Source organism: Desulfobaccales bacterium, assembly GCA_041648175.1.
Classification (GTDB): domain Bacteria; phylum Desulfobacterota; class Desulfobaccia; order Desulfobaccales; family 0-14-0-80-60-11; genus 0-14-0-80-60-11.
Genome location: JBAZPO010000003.1, coordinates 17704 through 30347 on the forward strand (window position 1 = coordinate 17704; position 12644 = coordinate 30347).

9 protein-coding genes are annotated in these 12644 nt (G+C 56.1%); 2 read left to right on the plus strand and 7 right to left on the minus strand.

Annotation, left to right across the window (positions count from 1 at the left end; translation table 11 throughout):
- Window positions 1-509: 509 nt before the first annotated feature.
- From WC600_03680 to icd, 3 genes are all read right to left on the minus strand, one after another.
- On the minus strand, window positions 510-719 hold the full coding sequence (locus tag WC600_03680; GenBank protein MFA4901826.1) for a hypothetical protein: 210 nt from the start codon (window positions 717-719) through the stop codon (window positions 510-512).
- A gap of 166 nt (window positions 720-885) precedes the next feature.
- The gene (locus tag WC600_03685) at window positions 886-1089 is read right to left on the minus strand and encodes a cold-shock protein (GenBank protein MFA4901827.1); all 204 of its coding nucleotides are present in this window, start codon (window positions 1087-1089) and stop codon (window positions 886-888) included.
- Window positions 1090-1386: 297 nt separating this feature from the next.
- The gene (gene icd / locus WC600_03690) at window positions 1387-2619 is read right to left on the minus strand and encodes an isocitrate dehydrogenase (NADP(+)) (protein ID MFA4901828.1); all 1233 of its coding nucleotides are present in this window, start codon (window positions 2617-2619) and stop codon (window positions 1387-1389) included.
- A 562-nt stretch (window positions 2620-3181) separates the two neighbouring features.
- On the opposite strand from icd, the gene WC600_03695 reads away from it, so the two are divergent.
- On the plus strand, window positions 3182-4399 hold the full coding sequence (locus WC600_03695) for a hypothetical protein (protein ID MFA4901829.1): 1218 nt from the start codon (window positions 3182-3184) through the stop codon (window positions 4397-4399).
- 244 nt (window positions 4400-4643) lie between these two features.
- Window positions 4644-5027: a hypothetical protein gene (locus WC600_03700; protein ID MFA4901830.1), complete on the plus strand. Its 384-nt coding sequence runs from the start codon at window positions 4644-4646 to the stop codon at window positions 5025-5027.
- Between the two features lie 265 nt (window positions 5028-5292).
- Here the strand turns inward: WC600_03700 and WC600_03705 are convergent, their stop codons facing one another.
- From WC600_03705 to WC600_03720, 4 genes are all read right to left on the minus strand, one after another.
- Complete coding sequence (locus WC600_03705; protein ID MFA4901831.1) at window positions 5293-8448, minus strand: multidrug efflux RND transporter permease subunit; 3156 nt, start codon at window positions 8446-8448, stop codon at window positions 5293-5295.
- The gene (locus WC600_03710; GenBank protein MFA4901832.1) at window positions 8445-9662 is read right to left on the minus strand and encodes an efflux RND transporter periplasmic adaptor subunit; all 1218 of its coding nucleotides are present in this window, start codon (window positions 9660-9662) and stop codon (window positions 8445-8447) included. Before WC600_03710 ends, WC600_03705 begins: the two co-directional genes overlap by 4 nt.
- 85 nt (window positions 9663-9747) lie before the next feature.
- Entirely contained in the window at window positions 9748-11403 is a 1656-nt protein-coding gene (locus tag WC600_03715) for an efflux transporter outer membrane subunit (GenBank protein MFA4901833.1), read from the minus strand.
- Window positions 11404-12345, minus strand: coding sequence for an NADP-dependent oxidoreductase (locus tag WC600_03720; GenBank protein MFA4901834.1), 942 nt, complete (start codon window positions 12343-12345; stop codon window positions 11404-11406).
- Window positions 12346-12644: the final 299 nt, after the last annotated feature.

Sequence of the window (12644 nt, forward strand, 5' to 3'; positions counted from 1 at the left end):
TGCCCGCTTCCCTTGCCTATGCCAGGAGACTATTCATTTTTTAAAACTCTATCTTTGACATTATAGCGTTTGCCAAAAGTTTTTTCCTTTAAGGTACATTGTCCAAGAAGCTAAATCCCCCCTAATACCAAGTTGCTGTCATAGAAGTAAGAATAGCTCCGGTTTTATAGGTCGTATCTATATGTGCGAGTGTAACAAGGGCGGACACATAGGTCCGCCCCTACAAAAACTATAATTACCTGTATGAACGCAACTCGGTATAACCCCCTTTTCCAAAGGGGGGAACTTAGCGGAATTGCTTTAAAAGTCCCCCTTTGAAAAAGGGGGATTTAGGGGGATTTAGAAATCCAGCAACCAGAAAGAATTTTTGGCAACTGCTATAAATTGCTATGACACCGCCAGAGTCTTCCCGCCGCGCCAATCAACCAACAAAAAAGCGGCCGCAAGGCCGCTTCTTTTTTTCGAGAGGCAGGTATGCCCCTTAATTTTATATGCTTAGCAGACCCTGGTCAGTCTTGCGGGATTGGGCTGAGCTGGAGGCCGCTCTCAACCAGGTCGCCCTCGACCGGCTCGGTAAGAATTTCTTCAGACGATTCCGGCATCTCTTCCCCTTCCAGCGTGATGACCTTGCCTTGCCGACGTTTCATCTTGTCGTCGTTCTTCTGCTTACGGGCTATTTCTTTGGCGCGTTTTTGCCAGCCATATCTATTGCGAGCCATTTTTCCCCTCCCTGGAGCTAGTTGTTTTTGGTAGCCGCAGGCGTTAGCCTGCGTGGTAAAGCAAGACGCTGGTGCCACCAAAAAATGGTCATTTGCTCCGGTTTAAAAATGTCAAAACTCCGGAGGTCCCTAAGACCCCCGGAGTTTTAACCTCAGGTTAAATGGCTTAGAGTTTTACCACGTTCTGGGCCTGAGCGCCCTTGGGGCCCTGGACCACCTCGAACTCCACGTCCTGGTCTTCCGCCAGGGAGCGGAAGCCGTCACCCTGGATAGCACTATGATGCACAAACACGTCTGGACCACTTTCCCGGGTGATGAAGCCAAAACCCTTGGAGTCATTAAACCACTTTACCTTGCCTGTTTCTTTCATGCAAAACCTCCAACAGATACTGCAATAAAATATTCCCGCTAAAAAAAGCAGGGCGCCAAGCAGTCAGTCAAAAAAAAATCGGCGAGGACTTAGCATCCCCGTCCGATTCTGTCCAGGACTTTTGGCCCTGCTTTCAGTCTGACATGCTAAAACTGGATATAGTTTACCAGAGAATTTCTCTCTGTCAAGCTCGTTATTTAGAAATTTGCCGTCCCCCCCAAAGACCGCTTTACTGCAGATAAAAAGGGGTCTGACCCAAATTGTTTTTACTGAAAACTGAAAACCGAAAACGGGCTTTTACATATGGTCGATGAGGGCCTGGCCGAACTCGGAGCAGGAAACTTCCCGGGCTCCGGCTAAAAGGCGAGCCAGGTCGTAGGTGGCAATGCCGTCCTTGAGGGTGCGGGGCAGACTCTCATGGATATACCGCGCCGCATCAGTCCAGCCGAGATATTCCAGCATCATAGCCCCGGAGAGGATCAGCGAGCTGGGGTTGACCTTATCTAAGCCGGCATACTTGGGGGCGCTGCCGTGGGTGGCCTCAAAAATGGCGCAGTTGTCGCCGATGTTGGCCCCCGGGGCCATCCCCAGCCCCCCCACCTGGGCCGCTAAAGCATCCGAGATATAATCGCCGTTCAGGTTGGGGGTGGCGATGATATGGTATTCCTCCGGGCGCAGCAGCACCTGTTGAAAGAGATTATCGGCAATGCGGTCATTGAGCATGGTCTTGCCGGCCGGGAGTTTCCCCTGATACACCGTGTACAGTTCCGCCTCCGAGACCACCAGGTCCGACAACTCCGCCGCTACTTCATAGCCCCAATTCTGGAAGGCCCCTTCGGTGTACTTCATGATGTTGCCTTTGTGCATCAGGGTGACGACGGTCCGGCCGTGTTTGGCGGCGTACTTTAAAGCCATCCGGATCAACCGCTTGCTGCACCGTTCGGTCATGGGCTTGATGCCTATCGCCGCGGATAAGTCCAGGGTGCAGCCAAGCTCGTGATTGAGGAAATGAATCAGGCGCTGGGACTCGGGGCTGTTGGCGGGCCACTCCACCCCGGCATAGACGTCCTCGGTGTTTTCCCTAAAGATCACCATGTCGATCTTTTCCGGCGCCTTCATAGGGCTGGGCACGCCCTCATAGTAACGCACCGGGCGGATGCAGGCATACAGATCCAGCACCTGGCGCAGGGTTACGTTCAGCGACCTAAAGCCCCCGCCGATGGGGGTCGTCAGGGGGCCTTTCAGGGCCACCCGATATTCCCGCAGGGCCGTCAGGGTTTCCACCGGCAGATAACTGCGGTTCGCTTTAAAAGCCTTTTCCCCGGCCAGAACTTCCTGCCAATGAATGCGCTTGCCGTCGCCGTAAGCCTTGGCCACCGCGGCATCCAGCACCGGCCGGGTGGCGTGCCAGATATCCGGTCCGGTGCCGTCCCCCTCTATATAAAGAATAATCGGTTGATTGGGAACCACAAGTCCGCTTGCGGGGGTTCCGGTAACCTTCTCACCCTGGCCATGCTCATGCTGTGTCATCGCTATCCTCTTCCCCAATATTGGCTTTATATTTCATCCTATTTTGAGCCCCAGCGCAAGTAATTCCTGACCCTTCGTACCGGCCAGATGGCGCTCGCCCCAAAAAATAGCCAGCCCGGTTTGGCATCCCCCCACCAAAAGCTGATTTTGTTAATCAGATCATATCAGCAACTTTTCCTCTTCCGATGATAATTGAGGATTGTGGCAAGTAATACCGAGTTGCGGTCAAATGACTATTTTGGGGACCACAGGCTTTAACCTGCGCCTGCACAGGCGAGACGCCTGTGCCACCATTTGACTGCGAAATGGTATAATTTACTATTCTCCCTTAAATACAACCAGGGGGAATTTTGATATGTCACCACTCAAGGAAAAATTACTTTTTAACGAAATCTTTGCTATCCTGCCGTCGAGGAGAGGATTCGGATTTAAGGACAGAGACTGGGGGAATTTCTCAGGGCCAAGGCTCCCCAAATCCTTTTGACTTGGTGGCCCAGATTGCGCACAATCTCAACTTAAACCTTTCACCGTCATCTCTGAAAGAATCTTTGCAACGGGGAAAATGAAACAACTTATTGCGGCAACATTGCTCGCGATCTTCGCCCTGTCCACACCATACGTAGCCGGGGCGGCAGAGTTCAACGCCCCTGTCGATAGCACCCCGGATAGCGGGAATTTCCGACATGACTCGACGGGGGTCACGGCGTTCAGTCACCCGGAAGCCATCGCCAAGAAAGACGCCGGCCTCAACGATGCCGATTCCTCCCGATCGTCTCGCCCTCCGCGATGGACCGTCTCTGCGGAAACGATCGTCTTTGACCGTGTCGGCACGGCAAATCGGACACTCGTTGAACGAGTACCGGGCGCCGTGTCTTTCGCTAAGATCCCGACCACCCCCGGCACTCCGGCTCTCAGCAGCGACGATCTGAATCAGGGCTTTTCCCCCGGATTCAGAGTGGGCGTGACTTACCATGTCGATTCCAAATACGGGTTAGAATTATCTTTCTTTCGGGTCAGCGGCTGGGACTCCACCCGATCCATCGGGCCGGATAATCCGCCTAACTGGCTGGTGATGAGGGCCCCCGGCTTTTTTCAAACTCAGGATTTTTCATACCAGTCAATGACATGGGACTACTCCACGGAACTTTATAATGCGGAACTCAACGTGCGGTATAACCTTTCGAGGCGGATAACCGTGCTTGCCGGATTTCGCTGGCTTCAATTGAATGAAAATCTTCAAGGTACAATACCACCCCCGGATCGCATTCTGCCTATATGGAAGTTTGATCCGAATAATAATCTTTTTGATGTCGCACGGATTGAAAATCTTCGGGGTATACCAGCCACGGGAACATTTCCCCCTTTCTGGAATACGAGCACAACCAACAATCTTTATGGTCTCCAAATCGGTGCTGATGGGAAATTATTCGAGCGTGGCCGCTTTTCGATTGGCGGACTGATAAAGGTCGGGGGGTATTGGAACCATGCATCAGAGTCAACCGGGGTCAGCCTCGGAAAGGTCGTGTACTCAACGGGCGCCAAGACTGACCACGCCGCTTTCGTCGGTGAAGCCGGCTTGCAGTGCAAATATCAATTTACCAGGGGGCTTGCACTAAAGCTCGGTTACGAGGCGCTCTGGCTCTACGGCGTTGCTCTGGCGCCCGGACAGATCCAGAAAACCTATGAAATTGGGCCGGCTTCTGTGACTGCACGCGGCGTCAATTGCGATTCTGGCGTGCTTTTGCATGGAGGCACCGCCGGTTTGGAATATTCGTTCTAGAAAATTGCCTACCTGCCGCCAGATCCACTGCTGGTTTGCCCGGCAGTGGATCACTTTACTCATCATGCAATAATCGCTTTTCCGAATAGAGTCCCGCCCGGCATTGCAATATTATCCTCCCTTTCCCTTTTTCCGTGCCATCCTTCCCACCCCTTCTGGCCTCCCGGCCACCCGCCTGCTACCCTCCTGGTAGTGGCACAGGCGTCTCGCCGGTGCGACACCATCAACTGAGAGGAGTAGAACAATGGCGAAACATTACGGCACCGCCCATCAATCGGCCCGCTGTACCGTCTGTCATCATCCCTCCCGCCCGGAGATCGATCGCGCCCTGATCGATGCCGTGCCCTACCGCACCCTGGCCGCCACCTATGGCGTCAGTCCCTCAGCCCTCTGCCGCCATATCAAACATCTCCAGCATCAAATGGTAGTCCAGGAACGCCGCACCGAGCAGAGTCAGATCTCTCAGTTCCTGGAAAAATTGGAACTCCTGGAGGTCCGCCTGGACCGCCTCTTCCGCAAGGCCGAAGATTCCCGTTCCCTGAATGTCTCCCTGGGATGTCTGCAAGAATCCATTCGCGTCCTGGCGCTCCAGGAGAAAGTCCGCCACACCCTGGGGAAACGGCTTTAGTGCGGGTTTTGGGGAAATGTGGCGCCACCGCCCTCGGCGGCACTGACCCAGGCAGCCGGGTATCCAGCTTGTGGTCTGTTTCGCAACCTGGCTGGTCCCTCGGCGATTCTAGGCGTAATTACAGCGAGTTGTGCCATACACGCTCCCGAAGTTAAGCGGCTTGAAGCGGCGCCCCGCCGCCACAAGTCTCGCTAAAAAGTGGCACACCGGCACACCGGTCTCCTTTTATTTGACCAAACCGCGCCAAAAGGGACAAAAAACATCACTAAATTCTGCCGGTGGCAGCGGGTTTGTCGGGTTTCCCACCGGAATTACGGCGGGCTCGTCTCTCGCTTAAGCTCTGCATAATCACGAAGAAAACCGGGACAAAGGGAATGGCAATGAGGGTGGAGGACAGCATGCCGCCGAAGACCACGGTGCCGATGGCCCGCTGGCTGGCCGCCCCGGCGCCCCCGGCGTACAGTAAAGGCGTGACCCCCAGGATAAAGGCAAACGAGGTCATGATGATGGGACGGAACCGCCGCCGCGTCGCTTCCACCGCGGCCTCGGTGATGGACAGCCCCTCGGCGTGCAGGTCCCGGGCGAATTCCACGATGAGAATGGCGTTTTTGCTAGCCAGGGCGATCATCAGCACCAGCCCCACCTGGGTATACAGATCGTTTTCAAAGCCCCGGATCATGAGAGCCAGCAGCACTCCCACCAGAGCCAGGGGCACCACCAGGATGACCGCCATGGGACTCGTCCAGCTTTCATAAAGTGCAGCCAGCACCATAAACACCAGGGTTATGGAAAGGGCATAAATGAAGTAGGCTTGGGGACCCACCTGCTTTTCCTGGTAGGCGGTGGCGGTCCAGTCATAAGCCATGCCCCGGGGCAGGGTGTTTTGCGCCGCCTGTTCCATCAGTCTGAGGGCCTGGCCGGTACTGAACCCCGGCGCGGCCTGCCCGATAACCGGGGCGGCAGGATAGAGGTTGTAGCGAGTGACCAACTCGGAACCCAGGATGTGATGAACTTCCAGGAGCGTCCCCAAGGGCACCATTTCCCCCCGGAGGTTCCTGACGTATAGATTTTTAATATCCTTCGATTCCAGGCGGTAAGGCGCGTCGGCTTGGACGTAAACCTGGAAAACCTGGTTAAACTTGTTAAAGAGATTGACAAAGGTGGAGCCCAGGTAAGCCTGCAGCGTATCAAACACATTGATCATGGGGATTTGCAGCGATTGGGCCTTGGTCCGGTCAATTTCCAGGTAGAGCTGGGGGCTGCGGGCGCTGAAGGTGGTGATCAAGTTTTGCAAACCCGACTGGGAGCTGCCCGCCCGAATGACTTCAAAGGTGGCCTTTTGCAGTTCGGCCAGGCCAAGGCTCTGGCGGTCTTCGACCATCATCTGGAAGCCGCCCGACTGGCCCAGTCCCCGGATAGGCGGGGGCACCAGCACAAAAATCATGGCCTCCTCGATTGCAGTCACCTGTCCCCGGACAGAGGCAAGAATCTTGTCCTGGCTCAATTCTGCACCACGCTTATCCCAATCATCATAAACGATGAAGGTGGTGACGATGCTGGACACGTTGGCGGCATCCAGAATGGAAAACCCGCCGATGGTCACCCAGGCTTTGAGGCCCTTGGTCTTCTGAAGGATGTCACTGACTTTTTTCGCTACCCCCTGGACCCGAGGCTGGGAGGCCCCATCGGGGAGCTTGGAGACGATGATCGCATAGCCCTGGTCTTCGGTGGGCAAAAAACCGGTGGGATGCCGCGCGAACCGCCAGCCACTAATGACAATGATAAGCGCAAATATCAGGAGCATGAGATAGGGGCGCTGCACCATTCTGGAGACCAGGGCCACATAGGCTTTTTCCGTGGCGCCATAACTCTTATTGAAGCTTCGGTAAAATATATTTTTTTTCTTCTTGACGTGGGGGCGGAGCCAGAGGGCGCACTGGGCCGGTTTCAGGGTGAGGGCGTTGATGGCGCTGATTATCGCGGTCGAAGCGATCACCAGGGCAAATTGCCGGAAGAGCTGGCCGGTAATGCCGGGCAGAAAGGCAGCCGGCAGGAATACCGCGGTGAGGACCAGGGTAATGCCCATGACCGGCCCGGTTATCTCCCCCATGGCCTTAATGGTCGCCTCTTTGGGCGGGAGTCCTTGCTCGATGTGATAAGAAGCGTTTTCCACGATAACGATGGCGTCATCCACCACAATGCCGATGGCCAGGATCAGGGCGAACAGGGTCATCAAATTAATGCCGAAACCGAGCATCATCATGGCTGCAAACGCGCCGATAATGGTCACCGGTACGGTGGTCGCCGGAACCAGGGTCGCCCGCCAATTTTGCAGAAATACCAGGATCACGATGAGCACCAGGATGCCGGCTTCGAATAAAGTCATGTAGACATCGTGTATGGTCTGTTCTACAAATTTCGTAGTGTCATAATGAGTCTTGTAGGTCATGCCCGGCGGGAAGTCTTTGCTCATTTCCGCCACGGCCTGGCGCACTTCTTCGGCAACCGCCAAGGCATTGGCCCCCGGCAAGGGGAAGACCAACATCTGCGCGGCGGGATGACCGCTCATCCCGGCGAAATTGCTGTAACTTTGCTGGCTCAGTTCTACCCGGGCCACATCCCGGATGCGGACAATTTGGGCGCTTTCACCGCGGGCGCTCTTGATGATGATGTCCTGAAATTGCGCCACGTCCTCAAGCCGGCCCAGGGCGTTGACCGTGAATTGAAAGGTTTGCGCTGGCGGCACGGGCGGCCCGCCCAACTGTCCGGCCACCACCTGAACATTCTGGCCCTGGATGGCATTTACCACGTCCAAGGTGGTCAAATTGTAGTTAAAAAGTTTGTCTGGATCTAACCAGACCCGCATGCTGTAAGGGCCGGCGCCGCGGATCGAGATCTGGCCGACGCCGGGAAGCCGGGCCAGAGGGTTTTGCAGATTAATGACCCCGTAATTGGCCAGAAAGGTTTCGTCGAATTTGTCTTCTTCCGAAAAAAGGCTAACCACCAGCAAGAGATCGGTGGAGATCTTCTTCACGGTGACTCCCTGGTTCTGGACGCCCGCAGGCAATTGCGCCAGGGCGCTGTTCACCAGATTTTGCACCAGCGCCACCGAATCATTGAGGTCGGTCCCTACGTTAAAGGTGACGGTTAGGGTGTAACTGCCGTCGCTGGCGCTGGTGGAGGACAAATAAATGGACTCTTCGACTCCGTTCACCGCCTGTTCAATGGGAACCCCCACGGTGGCCGCCACCACTTCGGCGCTGGCCCCGGGGTAGCGGGTGGTTACCTGGATGGTGGGCGGCACGATGGGAGGGTACTGCGACACGGGCAAAAAATAAAAGCATACCAGCCCCAAAATGATGGTGACAAAGGCAATGACGTTGGCGAAGATGGGCCGCTCGATGAAGAACCGGGAGATCACGGAGCACCCTTCTCTGGCTTGGTTTGAGGCGCTGGGCCGCTACCGGCCTGAGATCCCGGTTGAGTTTCCTTGACCGGCGTCACCGGTCTCCCGGGGAAGGCCCGCATCATCCCGTTGGTAATAACCCGGTTGTTATCGGTCAAACCTTCCTGGACCACCCTGAGGTCACCGACCCTGGCCCCTAATTTGACCGCCTGGCGCTGGACCACGTTCTTGTCGTCCACCACCAAGACGTAAGACCCTTGCTGATCATAGCCCAGGGCCACTTCCGGCACCAGCAGGGCCATCTTTTCGGAACCCACTATCGGGCTTTTGATCCGGGCGAACAGGCCCGGCAGGATCTTTAAATCGGGATTCGGAAAGATGCCCCGCAGTTGTTGGGTCCCGGTGGTGGGGGTGACGATGATTGAGGCAAAATCGAAGATCCCTTGATGCGGATAGCCCTCTTCATTGGCGAGACCGAGATACAAGGGGACCTTAAGCTTCAAAGTCTCTTCAGGTGATAACCCCGTCTTACCCATGACCCTCAGCAAGTCAACCTCATTGATGGTGAAGTACACATAAATGGGATCAATCTGGTTAACTGAAGCCAGAGGAGTAAATTCGCCGGCGCCCACGAGATTGCCGGGGTCCACCAACCGCCTGTCGATGCGGCCATCGAAGGGGGCCACTACCCTGGTATATTCCAGATTGAGCTGGGCCAGTTTCTCGGCCGCCTGGGCGTTCAGCATTCCGGCCCGGTACGCATCCCGTTGATACCTCCAGTTGTCCAGGTCGGTTTGGGCCGCGGCTTTTTGTTTCACTAACTTGGTATAACGATCGGTTTCGATAACCGCATGATCGTAATTGGCTTTTTGCTGCAGAACCTGCGCCTTAGCCTGCTCAAGCTGATCCTGATAGGTATTTTGCTGAATAAGGAAGAGCAATTGGCCTTTTTTGACCATATCGCCATCTTTAAAAAAGACTTTTTCCAGAAAGCCTTGCACCCGGGCCCGAAGTTGCACCGTATTAATCGCCTGCGTATTGCCGGTGAACTCCAGGTAGTCCGTTACCGGCTGGCGCACGGGTAGAGCTACCGTGACTCGGGGTGGCGGCGGCGGGGCATAGACGTTGCTTTCGCCGCAGGCGCAGATGGCCATGGCCAGCATAACGCCGAGCATGGCCCAACCCACCGGTTTCCCCGTTATGAATGACCTTGGTCGATTACCTGCCATGGGACGATTCTCCATTACGATGCCCAGCAGTTATAGGGCGGCCCGTGGCCGCCATCATCCGGCGTGCACGGCACGCCCTATATCTCTACCAATCGGGCGTCCGGATGAGGCTCTTTTGACGCTCCTCTTCCGGGGTGGGTGGTGACTGACTTGCCGGCGTGAGCAACTTGCCCCAGTTGGTCCGCTGCTCCATGTCCTTCCGGGTCTCAACCGGGACAAAATCCTGGCCCTCCCGGATTTGCCAACCCCCGCCCAGGGACCGATAAACTCCCACCAGATACCTGGAGATGTTGCCCATGGCGCTGGCCAGACTATCCTCCGCACTCAAGAGCGCCTGCTCCGCGGTCAGGACAGTGGTGAAATCAGTGATGCCTTCCCGATATTGGATTACTGCCAGATCAAGGGAACTCTGGGCGGCCGCGACGCTTTCTTTCAGAGCCACGAGCTGTTCCTGGGTGCGCAGGAAACCCGCCAGATTATCCTCCACATCCTGTTGGGCGCTGAGGACGGTATTCTGGTAAGTGACGAGCAACTCCTGGAACTGGGCGTCCTGGAACCGGACATTGTTGGTAATTTGCCCATAGTTAAAGATATTCCACGTTAAAGATGGACCCATGGAGCCGCTGCGGTCTCGCCAGTTGAACATGCCAGCCAGGTGAGATTTCCCCACATCGCTGGCCAGGAACCCAAAAGTCCCTAATAAAGACAGGGCCGGGTAGAGTTCGGCCTTGGCCACGCCGATTTGGGCGCATTGGGCCATGGCATTATATTCCGCGGCGCGAATATCCGGCCGCCGGCGCATCAAATCCACCGGGATGCCCACCACTACCCGCGCCGGAGGCGCCGGGATCTCAGCGGGCTTACCCTGCAACTGGTTGGTCAAAAGATTTGGCGGCATCCCTAAGAGCACACACAGCGCATCCGTGGCCTGGCGCAGTTGGATTTTGAGCGGCGGGATTGTGGCCTCAGTACCGGTCAGGATAGTCTTGGCCTGGTCTACATCTCGTTGGGAAGTGGTTCCACCCTCAAAGCGCGCCTTGGCGATCTCCAGACTTTCCCGCTGGGTCTCGACATTGCGGCGGGCAATATTTAACCGCCTTTCCACGGTTCTGATGGTGATGTAAAAATTGGCCACATTGGCAGTGAGACTCACCAAGGTGCTGTCATAATTGGCTATGCTGGCCATTAAACCCGCGTCGGCGGACTCGATGGCGCGGCGGAATTTGCCCCAGAAGTCGATTTCCCAACTGGCCGTCAAGCCGATTTGTGATTGAGCCAGACTGAGTCCGCCGAAAGACCCAGGAGCATTGGCTGAACCGACGAATGGGGTCCCGGCACTTATCCGCTCTTTGGTGTACGAGCCGGTGGCTTGCTGGGTTTGGGGATAAAGCTGGCCGGTGACGATGCCTAATTGGGCTCGGGCCGCCAGTACACGCACACCGGCCACCCGCAGGTTCAGGTTTTCCCGGTAGGCGGTTTCAATGAGCCGGTCCAGGGTAGAGTCGTTGAAGGCCTTCCACCAGGTCCGGTAGTCCTGGTATTGGCTTTGCACTCGGGAATCTTTGGTGTCCAGCCAATTCTGATTCACCTCAACCGACGGCCGCTTATAATCCGGGCCCACCATGGTGCAGCCACTCAACAGCCCGGCCAAAAAAAAACTTGCGATGAAAGCCTGCCCCACTCTCCGGAAGGCGAACTGGGCCGGCGTTATCCCCTTGAGTTTTCGTGCGATTGCGGCCAATCAATCGCCCACCTTAAGCACGATCTTGCCCCGCACATGCCCGGTCTGGCTCAATTCGTGGGCCCGGGCCGCTTCCGCCAGCGGCAGCACGGCGGTGACCGCGGGCTTGAGATCTCCGGCATCGATCAAGGCGGCGATTTGGGTAAGCTGGGCGGTGTCGGTGTGAACGCTGACTCCCTCGCCGCGTACGCCAGGTTGGCGAGCAGCTTCCGGGGAAGAAATGCCCAGGGTGGCGACGAGAATTCCCCCCTTCTTCAGAACCCGCCAGGAACGGTCCTGGGTATCGCCGCCAATCGGATCAAGCACCACGTCCACCTCGCGCACCACCTCTTCAAACTGCGTGGTGCGGTAGTCGATCACCCTATTGGCCTCCAACTCCCGTAAGAAGCTGGCGTTACCGGCGGAGGCCGTACCGATCACCTTGGCCCCCTTCCATTTGGCGAACTGGACTGCAAAGTGCCCCACCCCGCCGGCCGCGGCATGGATGAGCACAGTGTGCCAGGGGGCCAGGTCCGCCACTTCAAACAACGCTTGCCAGGCGGTCAGCGCCGCCAGAGGCACCGCGGCGGCCTGCACATGGTCAATTGACCTGGGCTTACGCACCAGGTCCCCGGTCCGTACCGCCACATACTCGGCATAAGCGCCGTTGCGCATAAAATCTAACATGCCGTAAACTGCATCCCCGATCTTGAAGGCGGTAACGTCAGGACCCACCGCCTCGACAACCCCGGAGACATCCCAACCCGGGATCAAAGGGAGCCGGTGCGGGAGCCAGTCTTTGAGATGTCCGGCCCGCACTTTCCAATCAATGGGGTTGACGCCTGCGGCGTGGACTCGAATCAACAATTCCCCCGCACCTGCCTGCGGGCGAGGCACCTCCTCCAAGACCAGGACTTCAGGACCACCGTAGGAGTGGAACCGCACGGCCTGCATGGTTGCCATCGTACGCTCCTTGAGAATCAAGATCGCTTCCAATACGCGTCGCTTCCCGTGAAGTGACTCTCAGGTTTTCATAAGTGGCCGAGAAATGGCGACTTATTAAAGGAGTGAGCTATGGCAAAAAATATAATCATTGGGGTAGGGGTTTCAACGCAATTTATTTAATTTTGAAATAAAGTTTCTCATTTAATTACCTGCTTTGACAGATGACACCCGAATGCTGCCGGCGCTAGAGCTATAAAGGAATGGACGAAAACGAAAAAATCCGGATAGCTCGACTTGCCTTGACAACTAAGGAAAGG

Bases quoted from the DNA above. Each gene is read 5' to 3' on its own strand.
- WC600_03680 (MFA4901826.1), bottom strand. From the start codon at position 719: ATGGCTCGCAATAGATATGGCTGGCAAAAACGCGCCAAAGAAATAGCC.
- WC600_03685 (MFA4901827.1), bottom strand. From the start codon at position 1,089: ATGAAAGAAACAGGCAAGGTAAAGTGGTTTAATGACTCCAAGGGTTTT.
- icd (MFA4901828.1), bottom strand. From the start codon at position 2,619: ATGACACAGCATGAGCATGGCCAGGGTGAGAAGGTTACCGGAACCCCC.
- WC600_03695 (MFA4901829.1), top strand. From the start codon at position 3,182: ATGAAACAACTTATTGCGGCAACATTGCTCGCGATCTTCGCCCTGTCC.
- WC600_03700 (MFA4901830.1), top strand. From the start codon at position 4,644: ATGGCGAAACATTACGGCACCGCCCATCAATCGGCCCGCTGTACCGTC.
- WC600_03710 (MFA4901832.1), bottom strand. From the start codon at position 9,662: ATGGCAGGTAATCGACCAAGGTCATTCATAACGGGGAAACCGGTGGGT.
- WC600_03720 (MFA4901834.1), bottom strand. From the start codon at position 12,345: ATGGCAACCATGCAGGCCGTGCGGTTCCACTCCTACGGTGGTCCTGAA.